The sequence below is a fragment of the Corynebacterium sp. KPL4035 genome (assembly GCF_037908325.1).
GTDB classification, from domain to species: domain Bacteria; phylum Actinomycetota; class Actinomycetes; order Mycobacteriales; family Mycobacteriaceae; genus Corynebacterium; species Corynebacterium kefirresidentii.
This window is the reverse complement of record NZ_JBBMGF010000004.1, coordinates 171,643-195,528: the sequence shown is the minus strand read 5'-3', so window position 1 is coordinate 195,528 and position 23,886 is coordinate 171,643. Positions and strand designations below refer to the sequence as shown.

The following is a 23,886-nucleotide window of genomic DNA, read 5'->3' as shown; positions in this document are numbered from 1 at the left end:
TTGGGGTTAACTTGAAAAAATAATGCGCGGCCAGCTAGTTTACTCGCACTGCTCGCCGGCCAAAATTTCGCTCACATACCGTGCAACGGCAGAGACCTTAGAGATTGTTCCCGAGTAATCCATAAAGGTAGGCCCCACCACACCGAGGCCGCCGAGAGTGGCCACCTCATCGCCGGTGCCAAGGCCGTAGCCCGTAGCCACAACGGAGGCTTGGCGCAACTGGTCTTCCTCGTTTTCCTCGCCGATGACCACGGAGACGTTGCCTAGATCCGGCACGCGGGCAAGGAGCTTGAGGACGACGACCTGTTCTTCCAACGCTTCAATAATCTTGGGTAAACCTTCTGGGAATTCGCGGGCCACGCGCGTCAGGTTGGAGGCCCCGGCCATAATCAGCCGGTCGGAGGGCTGCTCCACTAGGGTCTCGATGAGCGTGGTGGCCACCTTGAGCACATGGTGGCGGATATCCAAGGGAGCGTCATCGACGAGGTGGGCAAGTTCCACGGAGGCGTCGCTAAGCGTCTTGCCCACCAGCGCACTATTGACGATGTCACGCAGGCGGAAGGTCTGATCCTGGTCAATGATTTCATCGAGCTCCACGTTGCGCTGGTCCACGCGGCCGTTATCGGTAATAAGCACCAGCAGCAGGCGCACCGGGGACAGCGCCACAACCTCGCAGTGCTTTACGCGCGAGACCTTAAGGTTGGGCAGCTGGACGACGGCCGCCTGCTTTGTCACCTGAGCCAATAGCTGCACCGAGCGACGCAGCACGTCTTCCAAGTCCACGCCACCTTCCAAAAAACTGAGCATCGCGCGGCGCTCCGGGGTCGAAAGCGGCTTGACCTCATGGAGGGAGTCGACAAAGTGGCGGTAGCCCTGCTGGGTGGGCACGCGGCCGGAGCTGGCGTGCTGTTGGGCGATAAGGCCCTGTGATTCCAGCACGGCCATGTCATTGCGGATCGTGGCCGAGGAAACACCTAACTGGTAGCGCTCCAGCAGCGTTTTAGAACCGACCGGTTCTTGGGAGGCAATATAGTCCGCCACGATGGCGCGCAGGACTTCCTTGCGGCGGGCATCGGTTGAGGTAGACACGTTGTCACTCCTATTCGCTTGGCTCTTTCACGTGCTTTCGAGTTTAGCTGGGACGAGGTTTAGGATTCTTCGGCGACGAGGAGATCGGTGATGATGCCATCGGCCAGCAAGCGGCCGGGCTTGGTGATGCGTACGCGTTCGCCGGCACGCTCGAGCAGTCCGCGGCCTATAAAGCGCTCGAGGGCGGGAGCGGCGTGGGCATCGAGCCAGGTCTCCGGGATGCCCTCGCGCAGGCGCAGGCCGAGCATGATCTTTTCCATGTGACGGTCGGCCTCAGTGAGCGTTTCGGTTTCCTTAATGGGCAGCTCGCCGCGGCCAAGGGCGTCGATATAGCGCGAGGGGTGCTTGACGTTAAAGAAACGCTCGTTGCCTAAGTGCGAGTGGGCGCCGGGGCCTGCGCCCCACCAATTGCCGTCTACCCAGTAGATGCGGTTGTGCTCGCACTCGCCACCCGGCTTGGACCAATTGGAGACCTCGTACCACTCAAATCCTTCCGCTTCGAGGGTGGAAGAAATCATCTCGTAGCGCCGGGCCAGTACGTCCTCGTCCGGTGCGGGCAAGATGCCTTTGTTGACCTTGCGGGCCATGCGGGTGCCGTCTTCAACGATGAGTGAGTAAGCGCTGACGTGGTCCACACCGGTGTCTAATACGCGGTCTAGCGTTTCGCGTACATTGTCATCCGTTTCGGTGGGCGTGCCATAAATCATGTCCAGGTTGACGTGCTCGAAGCCAGCGGCGCGGGCCTCGCGAGCGGCGGCGAAGGCGCGGCCGGGGGTGTGAGCGCGTTCTAGGACTTGGAGAACGCCGCGGGAAGCGGACTGCATGCCGAGGCTGATGCGGGTATAGCCGGCGTCGGCAAGCTGGGCAAAATACTCGGGAGAGGTGGACTCCGGGTTGGATTCGGTGGTGACCTCCGCCCCTGGTTCCAAGGCGAAGGTGGAGCGGACGGTGTTGAGGATCCGGGTCAGCCCCTGCCCGCCCAGCAAAGAAGGCGTGCCGCCGCCAATGAAGACGGTCTCGGCCGGGCGGCCTACGCGCGCGGCCGCCAACTCCAGCTCGCGGTCCAAGGCATCCAGATAAGGCCCGGTGAGATCGCGCGGGCTGCCGAGCTCTCCTGGGGTATAGGTGTTGAAATCGCAATACCCGCAACGAGTGGCGCAGAAAGGAACGTGGATATACAGCCCGAAGGGTTCAGTCATGGATAAAACCCTAATAGGGCGGGAACAAAATGGCCGAAAGGGGGGTTAAGCATGTAGTATGTTTGCATCTTCCCAAGTAGAAAGGCACCCTCAGTGGAACCTCCCAGTCGATGTCCCTACCTCCTTCTAGGCGGTGGGGAGTAAATCATGTTATCGGCTATTTTGATGATCCTGGCCGGATTTGTAGTCATCGGCCTCATCATCGTCGCGAATGCATACTTCGTGGCCCAGGAATTTTCTTTTATGTCCGTGGACCGCACACAGCTGCGGTCCCAGGCTGCTGAGGGGGATAAGACGGCGCAGCGCGCGCTGGCTATTACCCAGCAGACCTCCTTCATGCTCTCCGGCGCGCAGCTTGGTATTACGATTACCGGCCTGCTCATCGGCTATGTGGCCGAGCCGCTCGTGGGCCAAGGACTGGGCGTCCTGCTCGGCGGCGTTGGTGTGCCGAGCGCAGTGTCTATTACCGTGGGCACCATCGCGGCGCTTTTCATCTCCACGATTGCAACCATGCTCTTCGCGGAGCTTTTCCCCAAGAACTACACCATCGCCGCTCCTATGAAGACGGCGCGCTGGCTGGCCTCCTCCACGCAGCTTTACCTGCGGCTATTCGGCTGGCTCATCCACTTCTTTGAGTACTCTTCCAATGCCATCCTCAAGGTTTTTGGCATTGAACCGGTAGAAGACGTGGACTCCTCCGCCACCGCCGATGACTTGGAATCCATCGTGGATTCCTCCCATGAGGCTGGCGATCTGGATGAAAATACCTATATGGTGCTCGACCGCCTGCTGGACTTCCCTGAGCACGACGTAGAGCACGCCATGATCCCGCGCTCCCGCGTGGACGTCATTGACCCGGACACCACCCTTGGGGAGGTTCGCGAGATGATGTCGTCCGAGCACACCCGCTACCCCATCATCGATGACGAACATAACCCGGTGGGCGTGGTGCATCTTTTCGACGTCCTGGGAAGCGACCTTCCCGCCGCCACCAAGGCCACCAGCATCATGCAGGACCCCGTCGTGGTACCCGAGCTGATGCCGCTACCAGATGTCGTGGAAGAACTGCGCGATAGCGAGCAAAAGATGGCCTGCGTCATCGATGAATACGGCGGCTTCGTAGGCATCGTGACCATGGAGGACTTGGCCGAGGAAATCTTGGGCGATGTCACCGATGAGCACGATATCGCAGAAACCGAGGAAATCACCGAGCAGGACGATTCCCACTGGGTGGTAGATGGCGATACGCCCATTGATGAAATCGAGCGCGCCATCGGCCACGACCTGCCTGAGGGCGACTTCGAAACCGTCGCTGGCCTCGTCATCGCCCACTCCGGCGCGTTGCCAGAGGTCGGTGAGGAACACGCCATTCAGCTCGAGGCCGAGCCCGATGATTGGGTGGACCACGATGAGGCGCCCGTGCGCTCTATCCGCCTGCGCGTGCAAGAGGTGGACCGCCACGTGCCCTCCGTCCTTGCCATCGAGCTGGTGGAGGATTACCCCGACCAGTCCGATGATGACGATGAGAAGGAGGATGCATAATGACCGAATCTTGGTGGTTTAACCTCCTCGTTACCCTACTTATCATCGCCGCTTCCGGCTTCTTTGTGATTATCGAGTTCTCCTTGATGGGCGCTCGCCGTCACCGTTTGGAAGAGTATGCGGAAAATTCCCGTACTGCCCGGGCCGGCCTGCGCTCGCTCAATGAACTGACCATCATGCTTGCCGGCGCGCAGCTGGGCATTACCGCCGCTACCTTCGTGCTGGGTGCTGTGACCAAACCGTGGGTCCACCACCTGCTCATGGCCCCGCTAAAAGCTGTGGGACTACCACTGGGCATTGCCGATGTCGCTAGCTTTATCCTCGCCCTCTTCGTCGTCACCTTCCTTCACCTAGTGCTGGGTGAGATGGCGCCGAAGTCTTGGGCGATCGCACACCCTGAAACCGCACTGCAGGTCATCGCAGTTCCCGCGCGCGGCTTCGTGTGGATCTTCCGCCCGCTGCTGAAATGGATCAATGTCATGGCCAATAAGCTCGTGGCCATGGCGGGCGAAGAGCCCGTCGATCGTGCCGGTGCGGCCGGCTACGATGCCGAGACCCTGCGTACCTTGGTCGAGCATTCCCGCGAAACCGGCGCATTGGATGATGACTCCGCCAACCAGATTTCCGATGTCATCGAGTTGGAAAACTCCACCGTTGGCGCCATGGCCCGCGCCCATGGCTCCGAGGTAGTGCCCCTGCCTTCCGACGCCACCGTGGACGATCTCCAGGACCTCGTCGTGCGCAAGAACATCATGCGCGTACTGGTCTTTCCTAAGGACTCCCGCGTTCCCCGCGTAGTCCACGTGCGCGATACCTTGCTGGCAGCTCCGGAGACCCCGGTCCTCGAGTTCTCCCGCCCCGCCCTGTCCGTGTCTTCTTCTACTACCGTGCAAAAGACCTTGGACCATATGCGGGCCCGCAACGAGCAGCTCGTCATGGTGGGTAAGGCCGATAAGGACAATGCCGTGTGGATCCTTACCTGGGATGACATCATGGGCCAGCTGTGGCCGCAGATTACCGAGCAGCTAGACAAGGTCACCCCTCCCCCGGCCGTCTAAGTCCCGCTCGTCCCCGCCCGCGCCCGCCCCTTTTTGCCGGCGCGGGCTTTCCTATTTCCCGCCCTCGCGTAAGTGCAGCCTCTCCACCTTGTGGACAAGTTCGCCCACGGCTTGCCTCAGCTGCCACTTTGAGCACTTGCCCATCGCAGCCTCCCCGTTATCCACAAGCCCGGCCGTTACTTCCTCGCGCCGGCCAGAAGCGTGCCCTTTGCTTAAAGGCATGACAACACCACTGACCAATATCGATTCCATCCGCGCCAACCACCCCACCTTTTGGACCGACCTGAAAAACGGCACCTACCTTAAGCTCGCACCGCGCATCGCTGTCCGGCGCGATCACTATCATTGCCTCGATTTCCCGTCCCAACTGCGCCTGCGCGCCATCGCCGCCGCTCGCAGCGCCTATACCGCAGTACTCATCTCCAAATCCGCCGCCCGAGTACATGGCCTGTGGGTCATCGCCACGGCCGAGGAACAGATTGAGATGGCACTTCCCACCAATACGCTCCCCCACAAAGACCGCCGCCGCCCCGAGCGCATCTACCGCAAGGCTTCCCTGCCTGAACCTGTCCTCGTGGACGGCACCCGCTGTGTTTCCAAAGCCCGGGCGGTTATCGATATCGCCCGCTACCACGGCTTCCGCGATGGCCTCATCGCTGCGGACTCGGCGCTACGCGCCGGGGTAAGCCGGGAAGAACTCACTCAAGAATTCGCCGGCATGGGAAGGGTGCGCAATAGCCGCATCGTTCGCGCTGTGATCCACCACGCCTCTGAGCTTTCCCGTTCTCCGTATGAGTCCTTTGCCCGCGCCCTTATCATTGAGGCTGATTTCCCGTGGCCTATTTTCTTCAAAGCACAGTTCAAAGCTCTTCCCGGCATCACGACCGCTCTGTGTATCAACAACGCCTATCTCGTTGACATCGTCTCTGCGAAGGCGCTGCCCCACCAACGCGAGCGTCACCAGCTCCTACGAAAGGCGGGATTCACCGTCCTTTGTTATTCCCCGAGACAGCTCGTCGACCACCCCGACCGTTTTCTGTCCGACCTCACCGCCACCGTCTCCGCTGGGCAGAAGGCCGCCCGTTCCGCTTAAGTCCGCGGTTTCTACCTGCCGCCACATCTGACTTCCTCTCCCCTATCTTTCCCTCCCCTGCCATTCGCGCTCACCGGCAGCACTTTCGCGACGAAATCTGCCGCGCCGGTGAGCGCGAAGGGAGGGTGCGAGAATATTTCTCGGGATGCGACGCAACAATGACTACAGATCGAAAGAGCCTCCCCGAGAACATGCTCGTGGAGGCTTTACCGATTCCAGCTAAAGACCTAAGAGAATGGTCTTACTGGTTGATGCGCCATGGGACGCTGTTCTTCGGCAGCATACCGTGGGTGTAGAGGTAGTCAACGGCAGACAGGATGCCCAGTACCGTGCCGCCGCCTACGAGTGCCGCAAGGAAAGAGAAGCCGGCTACGGAAGATAGGTCTGCGTCCTTACCATCCTTGCCGTTGATACCGTCGCGACCATCGCGTCCGTCACGGCCGTCGCGGCCGTCCTTGCCGTCCTGGCCATCTTCACCGTCGCGGCCGTCGCGGCCATCGCGGCCGTCGCGGCCGTCCTGGCCATCTACGCCATCCTGGCCATCCTTGCCGGGAACAACGACAGCCTCGCTGGTAGAAGGCTCGGTGGACTCCTCAGGAGTGGTTTCTTCTGTGGTAGGCTCCTCGGACTCTTCGGATTCTTCAGAAGTCGGCTCTTCCGCGGAAGTTTCCTCAGCAGAGGTCTCTTCGGTGGAGGTTTCTTGTGCGGACTCGGAAGGGGTGGTCTCTTCAGAGGTAGCTTCTTCGGATGCTGGTGCCTCAGAAGTGGTTTCCTCGGAGGAAGGTTCCTCGGAAGGATCGACCTCGGCAGGCTGATCCTTGGTCTTCTTGCCGTTGAGCATATCGGAGCACAGCTGGCCGGCCGGAGCATTAACGGCCGCCAGATCGGAAGCTGCGGTGGAGATATTGTTCAGGGAGTCTTCGATGCTCTTCTGCTGATCCTTGCTCAGCTTCAGGTCGCCAGCGACGTTCGCACCTGGAACCAAGCCGGCGATGGTAACGGCTGCATTAAAGAGCTTCAAGATAACCTTGGTTCCCTTGCCAAAGGTACCGTCTGCGAACTTGAGCAGGCCGGATACGGTCTTCTTAGCGGCATCCGGGTTGTTCATATCAACATCGGCATCGGCATTATCGATACGTCCGATGGCCATGCCCTGGGCACGGGAAAGGTCCCAGGTAACGGTCTTGTCTTTCTCGCCTTCCTTGACCAGCTTGGCAATGCCATCCCAGGTCTTACCGGAAATCTTATCGATGAAATCGGCCGGAACCAGGTCACCGACTACCGGGATGATTTCCCAGACGGTCTTGATAATCTTCTCGCCGCCATCGTAGAAGGCCTTAGTTAGGGCAAGCTTGAGGTCGAGCAGGTTGCCTTCCTTTCAGGGGCATCAGTCACCTCACAGACCAGCTGGTCCTTCTTTTCGTCTTTAACCACCTTGACGTTCACGTCGCCATTGGAGGCCTCGGTCTGTGCGAGCTCATCAAGAGAGGTCGGCTTTGCAGGCTTCTCGGGGGCCGGAGTCTCGGTGGCTTCCTCGGCACCATCTACAGCATATGGGGTGATGGAATCGGCGGCATCGTCTTCCGCGTCGAGTTCTTTCATCGCCTTATCGCCGGCGTTGTTTTTCTCGAGCAGATTGCCTTCTTCATCGAATTCGATGCCATTGAGGCTTACGGTATCGTCGGTGGTCTTTTCTTCGACGAAGGTAGTGTCCTCGGCAGCGACGGCGGTAGGAACAACGGTAATCGAAGAGAAGGTGGCTACGGCCACTGCGCTGGCAATGAGGCGAGAAGTTCGGCGTGCGCCCATGGTTTGACTCCCTGTAGATATGGTTGAAGAATTTAATTGCGCGCGCCGCGTGTGGATGATGCTAGGGCACGGCGTTCGCGTGGACGGAAAATACCTTACAGCGCACTAAGAGTATTTTCTACTTAAATCTTAAGGGTGACCTAGCAACAACATGGCTGGCCACAGGACCAACCAGCTGAACAGGCATAACGTGGACCATCTGAAACGGCTGTTAACCTAAAATTCTCCTAAATGCCTACCCGAATTGGGGCAGATCCCTCCGGAAATCCACGCATAAATCCACTGGAAACTTCAACGGCCACCGAGAGAGGGAATCTCGGTGGCCGTGAACATCCCCTTGTCTAAAACAAGGAAGCCTCAATAATTTATGCAGTTGTAGCCCGGCGAGCCGCCTCGCGCTTGGCGCGAACCCTTTCCACCACCGCCGCTACGCGGGCACGCTCCTCCAAGAACTGCGGCGGGTTATGCCCTCGCATCGTGCGCACATAGGCCGGGTGGGTATCAAGCACCGTGTGCTTCCACGCTTGCACCGCGATGAGGGCGGACTCGCCGGTGCGCTTGTACAGGTGCGGCAGGGAGACCATGTCGAGGTTGCGGGCCACGGCGTCGGTTTGCGCAAGCACGTACTCGACTACCTCGCGCAGGTAATCCGCCACGGCCTGGGTACGGTAACGCAGGGACTGGGCCAGCTCGTGCACCACAATGGGCTTGGAGATGGGGAATCGCTCATCCAGCAGGCGCGGGGTGAGTTGTTCCGGCTCTTCCACGTCGTTCACACCGGAAGAAGCGGCGGAAATCGTGCCGGAGCGCACGCCGGAAACCAATGCTTGGCGCAGGCCCATCAGCTCGCCTACACACCGGCCGGAATCAACGCGAGCATCTTCGACGATATCGCCCAGCTCAGCCAGGCAATCCATGCACAGCTCTTCGTCCCAATCCTCGATGGCTTCAATGAGGTGCTCGAGATATTCTGCGACTTCGTCGCCGATATTATAAATCTCTTGCGTAAGCTCGCGGTGGCGCAGCTCGGCGGCGATTTTGTGCATTGGCTTCGAGCCACTCCTTCCACGGTCCCATTTCTAACCTCTAGTAGAGGTTGAGGTTTGCTGTAACGCTTCACGACTCTATGCGAGATCCACCGCCACGGGCGCGCGACACTCCGAAGCCATTCACAGGTTTATGGCAGGTTCGCCCGCCCAGAGCAGAGGGCGGCGGGGTGAGCTGCACAAGGGGCGTCGCCAAGCAGGGCAAAAAGAAACACCCGAGGACATGTCCTCGGGTGTACCCATCGCGCAGACTAGCGCTTGTACAAATGCTCAATGGCCGCGGCATAACGCTGCGCTACCACGTTGCGCTTGACCTTCATGGTGGGGGTCAGCTCATTTTCTTCCTCAGTAAGGTCAGACTCAAGGATGTAGAACTTCTTGATGCCCTCCGCGTGGGAGACGGTGGCATTGACTTGGTTGATGGCGTCCTGCAACTCCGCGCGCAGGGTGGGGTCGGTGGCTAGCTCACGCATCGAGCGGTTTTCCGGAATATTGTGGTCCAGCTTCCAGCGCTTCAAAATATCCGGATCCAGGGTCAGCAGCACGCCGACAAAAGGCTTGCCATCGCCTACCACCATGGCCTGGGAGATAAGCGGGTGCCCGCGCAGGATATCCTCCATTGGGCCGGGCGAAACATTCTTGCCGCCGGCCGTAACAATCAGATCCTTCTTGCGGCCGGTAATAACGAGCTTGCCGTCTTCATCAATCTCGCCCAAGTCACCGGTGTTGTACCAACCATCCTCGAGGGCTTCGGCCGTTGCCTCCGGGTTATTCCAGTAACCGTGGAAGACGATATCGCCCTTGATGCAGATTTCGCCTTCATCATTGATGCGGAAGGTCACGCCACCCATGGGCGGGCCGACGGTGCCGATGGACTGGTCCACAAAGTCCACCGCGGCCGCGGCGGCGACCTCGGTGAGGCCGTAGCCCTCATAGACCGGGATACCAATGCCGCGGTACCAGTGCAGCAGGTCATGGCCCATGGCGGAGCCGCCGGTAATGCAGTAGTTCACGTTGCCGCCCACGCCCTTACGGATGGTGGAATAGACCAGCTTGTCAAAGACCTTGTGCTTGGCCTTCAGCAGGCGATCCGGGCCCTCCGGCTTGTCCAAAGCCTTGGAGTATTCGATGGCGACCTTTTCGGACTGCTCAAAGAGCAGGGTCTTGATGCCAGAATCGGCGGCCTTAGCAGCGGCAGAATTGCGCACCTTTTCAAAGACGCGCGGCACACCCAAAATGACGTTCGGGCGGGAGCGGGCGAACTCGATGGAAATGGTGGAAAAGTCCGACCAGTGGTTCTGGGAGGCACCGCGCATGGCCACCGCAATGGATACCGCGCGGGCAAAGACGTGCGCCAGTGGCAGGAAGGTCAAGGTATGGCTGCCCGGGACGGCAAAGATACCAATGGGATTGGTGCACAGGCCGCGGGTCTGGGCCAGCCAATTGCGGTGGGTGAGGATGCAGCCCTTGGGGCGGCCGGTGGTACCCGAGGTATAAACCAGGGAGGCCAGGTCATCGGTGGAAGTGGCCTTGATGCGGGCGTAGACCTCCTCCGCGGCCACGCCGCGGCCCTCGAACTTGAGGGTGTCAATGGCAGAGGAGTTGATTTCCAATACGCGGCGCAGCTGCGAAGGAGAGCCCTTAAGGTTGGGCTCGCCATCTTCTTGCAAAACCAGGTTTTCTACCAGTTCGGAGTGCTCGCGGGTTTCTGTAATGGCCAGCACTGCGCCGGAGTCCTCAATAATCCAACGCACCTGGGAGGCGGAGGAAGATGGGTAGACCGGCACGGAGGCGGCTCCCGCGGCCCAGATGGCAAAATCCAAAAGGGACCACTCATAGCGGGTAGCAGAGATGAGAGCGACGCGGTCCCCCTGCTGCACGCCAAGGGCGATAAGCCCTTGGGCTACTTCAAAGACCTCATCGATGAATTCTTTGCCCGTTACATTGACCCACTCGTAATTTGCTGGGCGGGTAAACATGACGCCGTGCGGACGCTTCTTCACGGTGTCCATCAGGGCGGTCAGGCAGGTTTCGCCCGGCTCGATAGTAAATTGCGCCGGGGTATGCACTTCTTGCAGGGTCACGCGGTGTCCTTTCGAACAGCTAATTATTAATCTCCGCCTACTGTACCAATCTGTTTCGCAGCAGGCGCGTTGCACCCGTGGCACAATGTGGCCTGTGACTACCCGCGACTTGCTTGAAGAACTCGCTCAGCGCCACGGCGTGGCCACCAGCTATACCTCCCAGTCTGGTTTCCCCGTCCACGTTGCTGAAGACACTATTACCTATACCCTGCGCGCTTTGGGCGTGGCCATCGATGACAATCCGGACGATGCGGCGCTAACGCAGCTGCTTTACGACGACTACCTCACCCGCTCCTCCCAGCCCCTTCCCCACTGCGTCGTCGCACCCCAGGGTCAGGAGCGCGGGTTCGTTGTCCATGTACACGCCGGCGCTGCCGCCAACGTACACATCGAATTGGAAAAAGGCGGCACCCGCGAGGTCTACCAAGATCGCAACGACGCCCCAGACGCAGACGTCGATGGCACGCTATGGGGCGAGGCCAGCTTCCATATCCCTGGCGATCTGCCGCTGGGCTATCACGAGCTGGTGCTGGAGTCAGAGGGCATCGGCAAGCATGCCTGCTCGCTGAGTATTACCCCGGCGCGCCTCACCACGGCCGATGAGTTTGTCGAGCACCCGATTAGCGGCGTGATGGCGCAGCTTTATTCGGTGCGCTCGGAGTCTTCTTGGGGAATAGGTGATTTCCAGGATTTGGGGCAGCTGGCTGAAACGCTCGCGCCGCACGCGGACTTTTTGCTGGTCAACCCGCTGCATGCGGCCGAGCCGTTGCCGCCGATTGAGGATTCTCCTTACCTGCCCACCACGCGGCGTTTTATCAACCCGCTCTACCTGCACATCGAATCCATCCCGGAACTCCAGCTCCTGCCCGAGGACCTGCAGGATGATGTGCGCGAACTGGCCGAAGAGTTTCGCCAGCGCAACCGCAGCGCGGAGGAGATTGAGCGCGACACCATTTTTGAGGCCAAGCTGCAGGTGCTGCGCGAGCTTTTTAATTACCAGCCCACTCCGGAGCGCGAAGAGGCCTTCGTGCGCTACGCCCGCGAAGAGGGCCGTGGCCTGCGCGATTTCGCTGCCTGGTGCGCGCAGCAAGACGCCGCAGCGCAATCGGGCCAGCGCCATGCCGAGGGCTTGGATACGGACAAGCTCACGCGCTTTTATTCCTGGCTGCAGTTCCTGTGCGATGAGCAGCTGGCCGCCGCCCAACAGCGTGCGCTCGATGCCGGCATGCGCCTAGGCCTGGTCACTGACCTGGCGGTGGGCGTGCACCCGGGTGGCGCCGACGCGGTAAATCTCACCGAATACTTGGCACCGCAGTGCTCGGTAGGCGCTCCGCCGGATGACTATAACCAGCAAGGCCAGGATTGGTCGCAGCCGCCGTGGCACCCGCAGCGCTTGGCCGCCGCCGGCTATGCCCCGTGGCGCGAGATGCTTTCCACCGTGCTGCGCCATGCCGGCGGCGTGCGCGTGGACCACATCTTAGGGCTTTTCCGCCTGTACTGGATCCCGCGCATGGCCAGCCCGCTGACGGGCACCTATGTCTCCTATGATTTTGAGGCCATGGTGGGCATCTTGGCTCTGGAAGCGCAACGCGCCGGTGCGGTGGTCATTGGGGAAGACCTCGGCACGGTAGAGCCGTGGGTACAAGACGTGCTCGCCCAGAAGGCGGTGCTGGGTACATCCATCGTGTGGTTTGAACACGACGATGATGATTACTCCCCGCTGCCGCAGGAGAAGTACCGCCCGCTGGCGCTGTCCTCAGTCAATACGCACGATCTGCCGCCGACCTTGGCCTACCTGCGCGGCGATCATATCTCGCTACGCGCGCACCTAGGCGTGCTTACCCGCTCGGTGGAAGAAGAGCAGCGCGATGACATCGAGTGGCAGGCCCGCGTACTCAAAGCCGTGGCGGACCGTGGTCTCTTGCCACAGCGCGATTACCTCGTAGATCCGGCAGAGCGCGCTTCTCGCGGCGCGGAGGAGGATATAAGCGAAGCGCTGCATCGCTATATCGTAGGTACACCTTCGGCTCTTGCGTGCACCAGCTTGGTGGACATGGTGGGTGATGTGCGCGCACAAAATCAGCCGGGTACCACGCACGATCTTTATCCCAATTGGTGCGTGCCGCTATGTGATACCAACGGCGCTCCCCTGCTCATTGAGGATCTTCCTAGTCTGGAATTCTTCCAGCGCTTAGAGGCCACCAGCCGGAAAGCATAAAGCGGAAGGCCTAACGCCGGGCCTAGGCGCTGGTGTGGGGTGGAGCAGGTTTAGGTCCACAGGCCGATCAGTGCGACGACTATCACCAGCGCGATCATCGTCCACAACGTGAGCGTGACACGGGATTTGGGCAGAGCGCGCTTGCGTTTAACGGGCTGTGCACCAGGCGTGGCCGCCGAGGCGAAAGACTGGCCGGCGCGCTTTGCTTCGGGGTCCCAAAGTCCCTCGCGGGGGTTAGCGCGCAGCTCGGCGCGCTCTTGCCGTGCGCGCTCGTTATTTTCCTCAGCCATGGTGGTCTACCTTAGTGCTGTGGCTGCGTTGCTGGGAAATCATGCGTTTGCCTCGGTTGGCTATGTAGTCGACCACCCACATCAGGCACCACGCTACGACCACCATGAGCGGCACGGCGATGGCCACCACGATGACCATTTGAATCCACACGGGCGCCTGCACCAACAATTGCGATAGCGTGCTGCCCAAGCTCGTCAACCACTCCATGGCTACTTATCCTACTTGCTCGCGGTAGTCTGGCTGACATGTCGAGCGCCCAGATTCCTGTTACCGTCGCCACCGCTTCCGGCCGGATCACCGGCGTACGCCGAGATGGCCTGCACTATTTCCATTCGGTGCGCTATTGCAACATCCCCAGCCCCTACTCTCCTGCCGAGCCATATGATCGCAGCGTCGATCAGGATGCCCGCGAGCCGCACCCAGAAGATATTGCTTTGTCCATTACCACTCCTGCCGATGCCAACGACTGCCCTGTGGTGGTCTATGTTCACGGCGGGCGCTACGAGCACGGATCGCACGAGGATCCGCGGCTTTCGGGGACTAAGAATGCCCGTCACGGTGTAATCCAGGTCAACGTGGGTTATCGGGTCGGTTTGGCTGGTTTCGCACGCTTTGACGGCGATGAGGCGGACCGCTACCGCGGCATCGATGACTGCCTCCTAGCTTTGGAATGGCTGCAGCACAATATCGAGGCCTTTGGTGGCGATAAAACCAATATCACTTTGGTAGGCCAATCCGCTGGGGCGGCGATAAGCTTGTGGCTCGCACGCCGCGATCACTTCCGGGGCGGTTTCCGCCGCGTGCTGGCGCTCTCGCCGGCATTCCCACGCGACCGCTTCGAGCACCGCGTCACCGACCTACGCAAGGCTCTCGGCGTGCCGGTCACGCGCCAGGCTCTAGAAAAAATGGACCCAGAATCGCTGGCCAAAGGGTATGCCAAATTCCGCAAGAAATATCGCTTCGATGTCGCCTTGGGCCCCGCGCCACTGCGGGCCGAAGAACTGGCGGATATCCCTATCGTCGTGACATCTACCCGCGATGAGTTCTATGACATGCCCACAGCCCAGCGCATTGACAAGATGGCCTTGGCGGGCTTTATTACCAGCTATCTTTCGCCCAAGTTTGGGATTTCGCAGGGGCGCTTCAAGCAGTGGCGGCAACTGGCGCATTATGTGGATCCGCAGCGGCCGATGGGCCGGCTCATCGGTGATGCCGCAGTGCGACGTTGGACCGCCCAGGTAGCCGAGTATGCTCCAGGACCTACGTGGATGATGGAATTTACCCGCACTAATGCCCCCGCAGTGCACTGCGCCGAGCTCGGCCCACTTTTTGGCGGCAATGGTAGCGAAGGGGAAAACAACGCCCCCGCCGAAGAGCTCAACGAGTGGCTACGCCATTTTGCCACCACGGGTGAGCCCGGATTCCCCAGATATGGCGATGACCACCAGGTGCTGGAATTTGACCTCGATACGGGCGAGCGTCGCCTAGCCTATGCCACCTTGGACTATGTGGCCGCGGCCTTTTATAACGACGAGGAGCTGTAATTACAGCGCAGCACGCAGCTTTTCGTCCGCTAGCTCATCAATCATCCACGGGCTAAAGACGCCAGGCATGGCATCGGCGGCAGCAAAAAGCCGGGCCGGCTCGACCCACTGGTAGGAATCTACTTCCTCGGGATTGGGCTCCCACTGCGCATCAGGGGCAAGCTCGACGGTATATACCGGGCAGATTTCGTTTTCTACCGTGCCTGAAGAATCCACCGCGCGATAAGAAAAATCCGGCAGGATAAGCCGCGAGGTGGATAGATCTGAAGGCGCGATGCCTAGCTCAAAGGAGGCGCGGCGCAGTACTGCAGCCGTATTCTCCTCGCCGGGAGCGGGGTGGCCGCAAAAAGCATTGGTCCACACGCCAGGCCAGGTGAGTTTGCTCAGCGCGCGGCGCGTGACTAGCACTTTGCCGCCGCAGGTTAGCCAGGCGGAGAAGGCAAAGTGCAGCGGGGTATCGGAGGTATGAACTTCGGCCTTGGGAGCGGTGCCGATGGGTTCGCCCGCGGCAGAGGCCAAGACTACAAGTTCCGTCATAGATTAAGGTCTCCTACCCAGGTCACGTTGCCTACGTGGAGGCGCGCATTCCACAGGTTGCCAGGAGTGACGTCGTAGCGGTATTGCAGATTCACCGAGGCACCCGCTCCCAACGGGTGGTCGAGTCCTGGTGGCTCCACATCCGGGGCAGACTGCTCGTCATAGGGCAAGGAATTAATCTTGGCCCAGCCACCATTGCCGTCGGCGCGTTCGAGGGTGGGATCTTCAAAGGCGTCGACCGGCAAGGGAACGTCGTTTTCATTCTTCAGCAGGATGGTCACTACGGAGCCGCCGGAATTGTTATCGGAATACACTCCCTGCAGTTCCCAGCTCACGCCCAAGCCCTTATCCTTTACCGGCTCGGCAAGGTTAGAAGTGACCTCTTTGTCATCGGTGTCCTTGGCCTCGTACGGGGCTTCTTCGGAGCTGGAGACGGTGATATTGTCCCCGAGCCCTGTTTCTTCCGGCTGGAGAACACTACATCCGGTCAGGGTCACGGCGAGAGCGCTGACCACGCCTGCGCCGAGTATGTGAGATTTTTTCACCGTGGATGGATCCTTTGCACGCGAAGATTGTTGTATTTCTGCACAAGTACCTTAGCCTACTCTTTTCGCAACTTAGGCATTTACTCTCGTGAACCCCGCATGTGGCATACTAGGCAGTCGCTTAAATCTCTCCTCCCCTAAAATCGCGCACTACCCGCCTTTTTGAATTGAGTGTGGCTTTATGAATTCCATCTTGCGCATTACTCGCAGTGCTTCTGCCCTGTGGCCCTATTACTTGGGCGTGCTACTAGCTGCCACGGTCACCGCAGTCCTAGCACTGATATCGCCCTTTTTGACGCGCCACGCTACCGATACGATCGTAGAGGCGCTGCAGACGGACGCCCCGGCCGGCGATGCACTGCGCACAGTGCTGTTATTGGCTGTGGCGCTTTTTCTTGCCGACGCCGCCAATGCCCTCTTCCGCAATATTGGTGGCTACATCGGCGATGTCATGGTCTCGCGCCTGCGCGAGATTTTGTCTACCCGCTACTTTGCCAAGCTGCTCGCCCTCCCGCAGGGCTATTACGATAACCAGGTCACCGGCACGATTATCGCCCGGTTGGATCGCTCGATTGCCAATATCACGCAGTTCGTGCAGTCCTTTGCCAATAACTTCTTCACGATGATCATTCAAACCCTCGCGGTATTAGCCATTACCGCGTGGTTCTACTGGCCGCTGGCCATCCTGCTGGCCCTCCTCTTCCCGGTATATATGTGGCTCACGGCGCTGACCTCGAAGCGCTGGCAGAAATTTGAGGCCATTAAAAATGAGAATATTGACCAGGCTAATGGACGCTTTGCCGAGGTCATAGGCCAGGTCAAGGTGGCCAAGTCCTTTGTGAGCGAGACCCGCGAGCTCTTCCACTTTGCTACGCGCTACCGCACCGTGGTGGATACCACTAAGCCGCAATCGCGCTGGTGGCACATGATGGATACCTTCCGCGGTCTGGCCATGGCGTTTATCTTCCTAGGTATCTACGGCGTTATCTTCTGGCGCACGCTGGAGGGGCATTTTTCCTTGGGCGATATGGTCATGTTGCTGCAGATGGTCTCCAGTGCGAAGCAGCCGGTCTTTATGATGAGCTGGATTGTCGATACCGCCCAGCGCGCAATAGCCGGTTCGAAGGACTACTTCAAGGTAATGGAAGAAGAGCTCGAGCCCACCGCCCCGCGCGAACTGGTGGCCGCCACCACTGGTTCGCATACCCCGCAGCTGGATCTCACGCCGGTTCGCCCGCTGGAGCCTACACCCGGCGCGCCGGTGTTTTCCTTTGAGCACGTTTCCTTCGCCTATGAGGAGGGAAAACCCGTGGTGGAGGATATTTCCTTCGCGGCCGCTGAGGGCCATAAGGTAGCGCTCGTGGGCGAGTCCGGCGGCGGCAAGTCGACCTTGGTGAACCTGCTTTTGGGCCTATACCACCCCTCAGAGGGGCACCTCGATGTGCTAGGCCACCGGGTAGACGATCTCACTGCTTCGCGCCTGCGCGCCTCGGTGGGCGTGGTCTTCCAGGAGTCTTATCTTTTCTCCGGCACCATTCGCGAAAATATCGCCTACGGCAAGCCGGGTGCCACGGAGGAAGAAATCGTGGACGTCGCCAAGCGCGCCAATGCCCATGAGTTTATCCAGGCTTTCCCGGATGGCTATGACACCGTTATTGGTGAGCGCGGTCTGAAGCTTTCCGGTGGGCAGAAGCAGCGCGTCTCCGTTGCCCGCGCCATGCTGAAAGACGCCCCCATTTTGGTATTGGACGAGGCCACCTCGGCGCTTGATACCAAGTCCGAGCGCGCCGTGCAGGCCGGCTTGGATGAGCTGATGAAGGACCGCACCACGCTCATTATTGCCCACCGGCTGTCCACCATTGCGGACGTCGATACCATCATCACCTTGGACCGCGGCCGCATCGATGAGATGGGCTCGCCGGCCGAGCTGGCGCAGTCCGGCGGTATCTATGCTGAACTGCTCAAACTCACTCAATCCACCTCGGCCGCAGACCGCCGCAGGTTGAAAAAATATGGCTTTGTCTCCGGCCACGCCTCCGAATCCGAGGAGGAAGAGGAGGCAGATGTCTAGGAGCCTGCACCGTTCAGGGAAGATAAGCCAGTTGAATAAAAGCGCATAAATGCGCTGGGGTGGCCGCGGGCTTCACGTTATGGTTGTGGCCATGGAGTTTCCTAGCCTAGAAGAATTGCAAGCCCGCGGAACCCGCAAGTGGACCGTCTTCGAAGAAGATGTGTTGCCACTGTGGATTGCGGAGTCCGACTTCCCCACCGCGCCCGCCATCAAGAAGGCGTTGGAAGAAATGGTGGATAGGGAAACCTTCGGCTATACCCCAGCACCCAAGGCCTCAGGACTGCGCGAGGCTGTGGCTAATTTCTATGACACACGCTATGGCTGGCGCCCCAACCCGGAGCACATTTTCTGGATTGGGGATGTAGTGCGGGGTCTTTTGCTAGGAGTGCAGTACTTTACCCGCGAAGGTTCCCCGGTCATCGTGCCAGTGCCTTCCTACCCTCCGCTGCTGGAGCTGCCGCGCACCGCTGGCCGCGAAAAGATCGAGACCAGCCTAGAGCTCGATGATATTGAGCGCGCCTTCCAGCAGGGCGCTGGCTCTATTTTGCTAGCCAACCCTTATAACCCACTCGGCCGTGTCTTGGACGAGGACTACCTCACCGGCTTGGTAGAACTGGCGGAAAGATATGATGCCCGCATCCTGGCCGATGAAATCCATGCCCCGCTGGTCTATGAGGGGCGGCATATCCCGGTGGCGTCGCTGAGCGCGGCGGCTGCCGAGCGCACCATCACGGTAACCGCTACTTCCAAGGCTTTTAATACTGCCGGGCTAAAGTGCGCGCAGATTATTTTCTCCAATACGTCCGATGTACACACGTGGAATGGCCTTACTGGGGTGGCCAAGGATGGCACGGGCACCTTGGGTGTGCTTGCTGCGGAGACTGCCTACCGCGAGTGCGGCGACTTCCTCGATGAAGAAATAGCGTACCTGCGGCAGACCCGCGATTGGTTGGTGGAGGAGCTGCCACAGCGCATCCCTGGTTTAAAGACCAGCAAGCCGGAGGCCACCTACCTGCTGTGGTTGGACTTTGCTGATACCGCCATCGGCGGCAATCCACAGCCGGCCAAATGGCTGCGGGAGAATGCGAAGGTCGCGCTCAATGAGGGCGATACCTTTGGCACCGGCGGTCCGGGACATGCGCGGTTGAATTTCTCTACCTCGCGCGAGATTTTGGAGGAGGCACTCGACCGCATGGAGCGTGCCTTCGCCGCACTCGATTAAGCCGGCCCGGCTGGGTCAACCATGTATTCTGCGTCACCCCCACACTTTGATTTCTCACCATGTGGGCGGTAATGTCTCATTACACGAACAGGCGTGACCCGCCACCTCGGACCGCGTAGACGCACCCTACCCCGCCATCACCCCTCGGCGGAATAAGGAAAGCTTCCTCGCATTCTAGCTGTACATGGAAAATTAAGGAGCCACCATGGCTACCCCAGTCGCGTCAAGCACTACAAAGCCCGTCGCCACCATCGTAATTGCGTCGCTAATGCTGTTTTCGATGTTCTTCGGCGCCGGCAACCTCATCTTCCCACCCATGGTGGGAGTTTCGGCCGGCACCAATTTTTGGCCTGCCGTCCTCGGCTTCCTCGCCGCCGGCGTGCTCCTTCCGGTCCTAGCCATTGTCGCCGTCTCCATTTCGGGCCGCTCCGTGCGCGACCTGAGCTCCAACGGCGGCGCGCTTTTCGGCCTCGTCTTTTCTGTAATGGCCTACCTTGCCATCGGCGCGTTCTACGCCCTGCCGCGCACCGGCGCCGTTTCCATGGAAACCGCCATCACCCCACTGCTGGGCTGGGAGGGAACCATGGCCAATGGCATCTTCAATGTGGTCTTTTTCCTCATCGCCCTAGCACTGTCCTGGAAGCCGAACTCCATTATCGATACCTTGGGTAAGTTCCTCACCCCGGCTTTGGTGGCGTTGTTGGTTATCCTCATCGCCTTGGCAGCTTTCAACAATCCCCGCGATCCCCAGACCCCTACTGCGGACTATACTTCTTCCCCCATGGTCACCGGCCTTTTTGAGGGCTATAACACCATGGATGCCATTGCGGGTCTGGCCTTTTCCATCATCATTGTCGGTGCTTTACGTTCCAAGGGCTTTAAGACCAAGAAGTCCTTGATCAATGGCACCATCACCGCCGCTCTGGTTGCTGGCGCTTTGCTGGCCGCTATCTATCTGGGCTTGGCGTGGGTAGGCCAAACCATTCCCAATGGCCAGTCCTATGAGTCAGGAGCACCCCTGCTTGCCGACGCCGCAAATCTCACCATGGGCACCATCGGCCAGGTCGTCTTCTCCGCCATCGTCATCCTGGCCTGCATGACCACCGCGGTGGGCCTTATCACCTCCACCTCTGCCTTCTTCGAAATGCTGCTGCCCAAGGTCAAGTACCACGTCTGGGCCTGTCTCTTTACCGCACTGTCCATTCTCTTTGCCTTCCAGGGGCTGGAGACGGTGCTGTCCATTGCAGTGCCCTTCATTACTTTCCTGTATCCACCAGCTATTTCCCTTATCTTCCTCACCCTGATCCAGCCAGTGGTGAAAAAGTCCGTGGTCTTTTATTGGACCTACCGTTTGGCACTGTGGGTATCGGTGCTGTGGTCGGCCTTGTCCGTTATCGCAGCTCAGGGCTGGGGTACCGACGCGCTCGATCCCCTCTTGAGCTGGGCACCCGGCCAATCCGTGGACCTGGGCTGGATCGTCCCTACCGCCATCGCGGCAGTCATCGGCCTCGTTGTCGATATCGCCACCAAGGCAGGCGAGAAGCACGAGGCTGCCAACCCACCGGCGGAGGCCGACGCCCTCGCTGAGGCTTAGTCTTTTATTCCTGCCCTACCCCCACTGTGCCGCATGCACCCAGACCCCGCGGTCGAGGAGATTCCTAAGCAGCTTCGCGCGGCCTCGGGGTGTGGGGACAGTGTGCTCCGCTGATGTCCTCAGTGGGTTTGGATTATGAGCGCCCCGTTCACAGTAGGTTTAACAATCACGGCGTCCGCTTGGTAGTTGCCGGCTACATCGCGCGTTCGGCGCCGATGTCGAGACGCTGACCGGTTCTGAGCTCGGGGCCAAACTCGTGCCACCGGTGGCTGCTACCGCCACCCAAGACAGTGGCAACAAGCTAGCGCAGTTCGTCTAAGGATGAAAATGGCTCCTCGGTCGAGCTGCCATGCAAGGGCACGCGTACCCAAGGCGATTTGCTTTTGGCGAGTAGCTCGGTGAAACGTTCTGTTTGTTTCTTCATCGCCGCGGCGACGTCGAGCTCGCCATCACATGCCCAGATCATTCTTCCCCACCAGAAGCTCGCGGCGACGTCGGCCCACGAGACGAAGTGGTGCTGTAGCGCCGCCACGGCCCTATCTGAAATCTGCAGAAACTCTTCTGGCGAGATCCATCCCAACTCCGTTGCTGGTCCACCGACGTTGTGAACTCGGATAATGTCCCATGCACGAGTAGTCGTGGGGAGTGCCGGAGCTGTTGCCGAGACAAAGCTTTCCGAACGCAATAACCGAACGAGATGACGGAACTTATGTTCTGCGCCGCGCGTATCTACACCCGTTCCAGCGAAGAAATCTTTGAGAAACTCGACCTTTTCCTCGATTTCCGCCGCAAGTTCGCGTTCTGGAACATCCTTCACGGCGTAAGCAAGCGGTAATAGAAAATCATTTTCCACATGCTGGCCACCCGCGAGGAAATGATCAGTAGCCTGATGAGCCTCTTGCACACCGGTTACCCCATAGCTTTGCTCAAGGAATTCTTTGTACTGCTCAGCCGTCACCTTGCCGATCTCCTTACCCCCTAACGGAGTCGCAAACGATTTATTTTCCTTATACACCATCCCCCATGAGTGACGGCGCACCTCATCTGCACTTGGCTCCGGTTCCGGCCATGGGAATTTGGCAAGCATGTAGTGCGTAGAATCATCAAACTTTGCTGGCATGAACGTTGGGCTCATAACCCAACAAAGTACCGAGAATTTAACCTAGAGTCAGTGGATCCTCCGAGAGTACCCCCATATTTGGGTTATTTTATGTGCTAATTTGACAGTCCCAAGTCACAAATTTAGTTGGATTGTTAACCTCGATTGCATGACAGACCCCCAAACCGCATTGACCGACCGACCAGACCTCGGTGCTGCACTTGAACGTGCCGGCGATTCCGAGATCTTGCGCGCTGCCGCCGTGGCCGTTGTGGAAGGCCTTGGTGTCGACGAGATCGTGCTGGAAGCCGCCACTACGAAAGCCAGTGGGGTGGACGGTGCCGCTTTTGTCACCAACCGAAGGATTCTAGTATCCAGCAACAAAAAAGACCCATCTCATTTTGAATTTCTTGAGCTTGACAACCTCGGAAACGTCATTGCCCTGCCTTACGAAGGCGGTTGGGCCGTCGTGGCACAGCTCTACGCCACGTACAAAGTGTGGAGTGGTTTCACTGAAAAAGCGGCAGAGCGTATGCAGTTTGCTGCCCAGTGGGCCCTGACAGCAGGCAGGGAAGCACGGACGGAAGCCTCGCGCTCGGTGTCTTCCACGGACCTCTTCAAACGATGGAAGGAAAACAAGAATCGACTCAATCGCAATAGCTTAGAAGAGCATGTTGAGTCGATGCGTTCCCTATATTCCGACATTGATTCACGGTGGTGGACTGAATAATGAACCGACTTGCATACCCCGGTTCGCCCGACCGGCTTAATGGGGCAGAAGATACGTCACACATCAAGCGCTCCTCATCGAAAGCGGAGTATACCTATCGCTTATACATCGAGCACGGGTCGTTGCCAAGTAAAGGTGCGTCTCCAGCGACTGCGACAGGCGCTCGCGGCAATGGCGGGTCGTCAGGTCTCAGCACCAAGAAGCAGCTATTGCTTCTTCCGGTAGTGATAGCCGTCATCGTGATGTTAGCGATTGCCTATTTTGCAGCCAAAGACGCGCTCTCTGGTTCCAAATCCGAGGAGTCCGCTCCTCCGGAACAGCCCGCTGCTGACGCACCCGCTGATTCCGGTTTCGCCGGCGATGGCGCTACTAAAGAGACCGGAGAAAATACCACGGGCGACACGCTGAGCGACCTTACTCCTGCTGACCAAGTTCCCGAACCGATTGCTGACTTCGCGAAGTACTGCACGGACTATGACGTGCAATTTAACTATTACGGTGCGGACGGTTCACCTGCTCCAATGGCGAAGGGTTTTAACTGTGGCGTGGATACTGCGAAGGCACCTGAGGTCGGCTTCGTACTCTTTACCGATGATCCTTCCGCCACCGCCGCCGTTCGTGACGGCAAGCCTATCCTCGATACCGTTGAGATTCCGGCAGAATCAACGCGCGGATCAACGTTCAAGGCCCAAAAATTAGAGTCTTTCACGACCGTCGCGGAAATCCTCCCAGATAATCAGGGAATTGTTGAGTACACGATCCAAAGCAACGACCCTGAGGTGGCAAAGAAAGTGCTAGTTAACCTCGGCGTGGCCAAGTAGAAATATGCTTACCCACGCTCGTAGGAACAGCCCATTACATTGTTAGCAGTTCCCCCTTGGGGCACCGAAGATTCATAGCCTGTCCACCCGATTGGGCAGGCTATGTTTTCCGTTCACCTGTCCGAAAAAGGACAGTGGAACTAGTCACTGGCTTCGGTATGGCTTAATGCTGTCCCCGTTTGAAAATGATCCGGGGGCGACATATTCAAACTGCTAATAGGAACCTGACCCAGCCTAGGCGGCAAAAGGTCTCACAGTCCATGTGGATGCCAGTACCAAGCTTGTCTAGCCAAC

General features: G+C 59.1%; 21 protein-coding genes. 10 read left to right on the top strand and 11 right to left on the bottom strand.

Annotation, left to right across the window (positions count from 1 at the left end; genetic code table 11):
* Positions 1-39: 39 nt before the first annotated feature.
* Positions 40-1,089, bottom strand: coding sequence for a heat-inducible transcriptional repressor HrcA (hrcA, locus tag WMP96_RS05890; protein WP_049361576.1), 1,050 nt, complete (start codon positions 1,087-1,089; stop codon positions 40-42).
* Positions 1,090-1,148: 59 nt separating this feature from the next.
* The gene (gene hemW / locus WMP96_RS05885) at positions 1,149-2,288 is read right to left on the bottom strand and encodes a radical SAM family heme chaperone HemW (RefSeq protein ID WP_301715943.1); all 1,140 of its coding nucleotides are present in this window, start codon (positions 2,286-2,288) and stop codon (positions 1,149-1,151) included.
* A gap of 147 nt (positions 2,289-2,435) precedes the next feature.
* Between hemW and WMP96_RS05880 the strand changes: the two genes are divergently transcribed.
* The 3 genes from WMP96_RS05880 (at position 2,436) to WMP96_RS05870 (ending at position 5,981) form a co-directional block, all read left to right on the top strand.
* On the top strand, positions 2,436-3,830 hold the full coding sequence (locus WMP96_RS05880; RefSeq protein WP_301715944.1) for a hemolysin family protein: 1,395 nt from the start codon (positions 2,436-2,438) through the stop codon (positions 3,828-3,830).
* A complete protein-coding gene (locus WMP96_RS05875; RefSeq protein WP_239205106.1) occupies positions 3,830-4,888 on the top strand; it encodes a CNNM domain-containing protein in 1,059 nt (352 codons plus the stop codon). The genes WMP96_RS05880 and WMP96_RS05875 overlap by 1 nt, the downstream gene beginning before the upstream one ends.
* A gap of 220 nt (positions 4,889-5,108) precedes the next feature.
* A complete protein-coding gene (locus tag WMP96_RS05870) occupies positions 5,109-5,981 on the top strand; it encodes a hypothetical protein (RefSeq protein ID WP_301715945.1) in 873 nt (290 codons plus the stop codon).
* Between the two features lie 241 nt (positions 5,982-6,222).
* Here WMP96_RS05870 and WMP96_RS05865 read toward each other — a convergent pair whose 3' ends face one another.
* From WMP96_RS05865 to WMP96_RS05850, 4 genes are all read right to left on the bottom strand, one after another.
* Entirely contained in the window at positions 6,223-7,131 is a 909-nt protein-coding gene (locus WMP96_RS05865; protein WP_340432353.1) for a hypothetical protein, read from the bottom strand.
* Between the two features lie 191 nt (positions 7,132-7,322).
* A complete protein-coding gene (locus WMP96_RS05860; protein ID WP_340432350.1) occupies positions 7,323-7,790 on the bottom strand; it encodes a hypothetical protein in 468 nt (155 codons plus the stop codon).
* Between the two features lie 365 nt (positions 7,791-8,155).
* Positions 8,156-8,836 (bottom strand): hypothetical protein, encoded by a 681-nt coding sequence (locus tag WMP96_RS05855; protein ID WP_301715947.1) that lies wholly within the window; start codon positions 8,834-8,836, stop codon positions 8,156-8,158.
* Between the two features lie 251 nt (positions 8,837-9,087).
* A complete protein-coding gene (locus WMP96_RS05850; RefSeq protein ID WP_239205100.1) occupies positions 9,088-10,920 on the bottom strand; it encodes an AMP-dependent synthetase/ligase in 1,833 nt (610 codons plus the stop codon).
* A gap of 94 nt (positions 10,921-11,014) precedes the next feature.
* Here WMP96_RS05850 and malQ point away from each other — a divergent pair, with 94 nt between their 5' ends.
* On the top strand, positions 11,015-13,138 hold the full coding sequence (malQ, locus tag WMP96_RS05845; protein ID WP_301715948.1) for a 4-alpha-glucanotransferase: 2,124 nt from the start codon (positions 11,015-11,017) through the stop codon (positions 13,136-13,138).
* 50 nt (positions 13,139-13,188) lie between these two features.
* Here the strand turns inward: malQ and WMP96_RS05840 are convergent, their stop codons facing one another.
* Together WMP96_RS05840 and WMP96_RS05835 are read right to left on the bottom strand one after the other, a co-directional pair.
* Positions 13,189-13,428 carry a hypothetical protein gene (locus WMP96_RS05840; protein ID WP_301715949.1) on the bottom strand — a complete coding sequence of 80 codons (240 nt, stop codon included), beginning with the start codon at positions 13,426-13,428 and terminating at the stop codon, positions 13,189-13,191.
* Complete coding sequence (locus WMP96_RS05835; protein WP_049361586.1) at positions 13,421-13,636, bottom strand: hypothetical protein; 216 nt, start codon at positions 13,634-13,636, stop codon at positions 13,421-13,423. The genes WMP96_RS05840 and WMP96_RS05835 overlap by 8 nt, the downstream gene beginning before the upstream one ends.
* A 38-nt stretch (positions 13,637-13,674) precedes the next feature.
* Here WMP96_RS05835 and WMP96_RS05830 point away from each other — a divergent pair, with 38 nt between their 5' ends.
* Positions 13,675-14,973 carry a carboxylesterase family protein gene (locus WMP96_RS05830; RefSeq protein ID WP_301715950.1) on the top strand — a complete coding sequence of 433 codons (1,299 nt, stop codon included), beginning with the start codon at positions 13,675-13,677 and terminating at the stop codon, positions 14,971-14,973.
* Here the strand turns inward: WMP96_RS05830 and idi are convergent, their stop codons facing one another.
* Both idi and WMP96_RS05820 read right to left on the bottom strand, forming a co-directional pair.
* A complete protein-coding gene (gene idi, locus WMP96_RS05825; protein WP_301715951.1) occupies positions 14,974-15,510 on the bottom strand; it encodes an isopentenyl-diphosphate Delta-isomerase in 537 nt (178 codons plus the stop codon).
* Positions 15,507-16,055 (bottom strand): hypothetical protein, encoded by a 549-nt coding sequence (locus WMP96_RS05820; protein WP_239205090.1) that lies wholly within the window; start codon positions 16,053-16,055, stop codon positions 15,507-15,509. Before WMP96_RS05820 ends, idi begins: the two co-directional genes overlap by 4 nt.
* Before the next feature lie 181 nt (positions 16,056-16,236).
* Here WMP96_RS05820 and WMP96_RS05815 point away from each other — a divergent pair, with 181 nt between their 5' ends.
* The 3 genes from WMP96_RS05815 to brnQ all read left to right on the top strand — a co-directional run bounded on the left by WMP96_RS05815 (position 16,237) and on the right by brnQ (position 20,942).
* The gene (locus WMP96_RS05815; RefSeq protein WP_239205088.1) at positions 16,237-18,126 is read left to right on the top strand and encodes an ABC transporter ATP-binding protein; all 1,890 of its coding nucleotides are present in this window, start codon (positions 16,237-16,239) and stop codon (positions 18,124-18,126) included.
* 91 nt (positions 18,127-18,217) lie between these two features.
* Entirely contained in the window at positions 18,218-19,348 is a 1,131-nt protein-coding gene (locus WMP96_RS05810) for a MalY/PatB family protein (RefSeq protein WP_239205086.1), read from the top strand.
* 205 nt (positions 19,349-19,553) lie between these two features.
* Complete coding sequence (gene brnQ / locus WMP96_RS05805) at positions 19,554-20,942, top strand: branched-chain amino acid transport system II carrier protein (protein ID WP_340432340.1); 1,389 nt, start codon at positions 19,554-19,556, stop codon at positions 20,940-20,942.
* A 301-nt stretch (positions 20,943-21,243) separates the two neighbouring features.
* Here brnQ and WMP96_RS05800 read toward each other — a convergent pair whose 3' ends face one another.
* Positions 21,244-22,077 (bottom strand): DUF1266 domain-containing protein, encoded by an 834-nt coding sequence (locus tag WMP96_RS05800; protein WP_340432339.1) that lies wholly within the window; start codon positions 22,075-22,077, stop codon positions 21,244-21,246.
* Between the two features lie 133 nt (positions 22,078-22,210).
* Here WMP96_RS05800 and WMP96_RS05795 point away from each other — a divergent pair, with 133 nt between their 5' ends.
* Positions 22,211-22,771 (top strand): hypothetical protein, encoded by a 561-nt coding sequence (locus tag WMP96_RS05795; protein ID WP_239205080.1) that lies wholly within the window; start codon positions 22,211-22,213, stop codon positions 22,769-22,771.
* Entirely contained in the window at positions 22,771-23,592 is an 822-nt protein-coding gene (locus WMP96_RS05790) for a hypothetical protein (RefSeq protein ID WP_301715954.1), read from the top strand. The genes WMP96_RS05795 and WMP96_RS05790 overlap by 1 nt, the downstream gene beginning before the upstream one ends.
* Positions 23,593-23,886 lie beyond the last annotated feature (294 nt).

What these genes read in the sequence shown, in the direction of transcription:
- hemW (WP_301715943.1), bottom strand. Translation starts at nt 2,288, where the DNA reads ATGACTGAACCCTTCGGGCTGTATATCCACGTTCCTTTCTGCGCCACT.
- WMP96_RS05880 (WP_301715944.1), top strand. Translation starts at nt 2,436, where the DNA reads ATGTTATCGGCTATTTTGATGATCCTGGCCGGATTTGTAGTCATCGGC.
- WMP96_RS05875 (WP_239205106.1), top strand. Translation starts at nt 3,830, where the DNA reads ATGACCGAATCTTGGTGGTTTAACCTCCTCGTTACCCTACTTATCATC.
- WMP96_RS05870 (WP_301715945.1), top strand. Translation starts at nt 5,109, where the DNA reads ATGACAACACCACTGACCAATATCGATTCCATCCGCGCCAACCACCCC.
- WMP96_RS05865 (WP_340432353.1), bottom strand. Translation starts at nt 7,131, where the DNA reads ATGGCCATCGGACGTATCGATAATGCCGATGCCGATGTTGATATGAAC.
- WMP96_RS05860 (WP_340432350.1), bottom strand. Translation starts at nt 7,790, where the DNA reads ATGGGCGCACGCCGAACTTCTCGCCTCATTGCCAGCGCAGTGGCCGTA.
- WMP96_RS05855 (WP_301715947.1), bottom strand. Translation starts at nt 8,836, where the DNA reads ATGCACAAAATCGCCGCCGAGCTGCGCCACCGCGAGCTTACGCAAGAG.
- WMP96_RS05840 (WP_301715949.1), bottom strand. Translation starts at nt 13,428, where the DNA reads ATGGCTGAGGAAAATAACGAGCGCGCACGGCAAGAGCGCGCCGAGCTG.
- WMP96_RS05835 (WP_049361586.1), bottom strand. Translation starts at nt 13,636, where the DNA reads ATGGAGTGGTTGACGAGCTTGGGCAGCACGCTATCGCAATTGTTGGTG.
- WMP96_RS05830 (WP_301715950.1), top strand. Translation starts at nt 13,675, where the DNA reads ATGTCGAGCGCCCAGATTCCTGTTACCGTCGCCACCGCTTCCGGCCGG.
- idi (WP_301715951.1), bottom strand. Translation starts at nt 15,510, where the DNA reads ATGACGGAACTTGTAGTCTTGGCCTCTGCCGCGGGCGAACCCATCGGC.
- WMP96_RS05815 (WP_239205088.1), top strand. Translation starts at nt 16,237, where the DNA reads ATGAATTCCATCTTGCGCATTACTCGCAGTGCTTCTGCCCTGTGGCCC.
- WMP96_RS05810 (WP_239205086.1), top strand. Translation starts at nt 18,218, where the DNA reads ATGGAGTTTCCTAGCCTAGAAGAATTGCAAGCCCGCGGAACCCGCAAG.
- brnQ (WP_340432340.1), top strand. Translation starts at nt 19,554, where the DNA reads ATGGCTACCCCAGTCGCGTCAAGCACTACAAAGCCCGTCGCCACCATC.
- WMP96_RS05800 (WP_340432339.1), bottom strand. Translation starts at nt 22,077, where the DNA reads ATGAGCCCAACGTTCATGCCAGCAAAGTTTGATGATTCTACGCACTAC.
- WMP96_RS05795 (WP_239205080.1), top strand. Translation starts at nt 22,211, where the DNA reads ATGACAGACCCCCAAACCGCATTGACCGACCGACCAGACCTCGGTGCT.
- WMP96_RS05790 (WP_301715954.1), top strand. Translation starts at nt 22,771, where the DNA reads ATGAACCGACTTGCATACCCCGGTTCGCCCGACCGGCTTAATGGGGCA.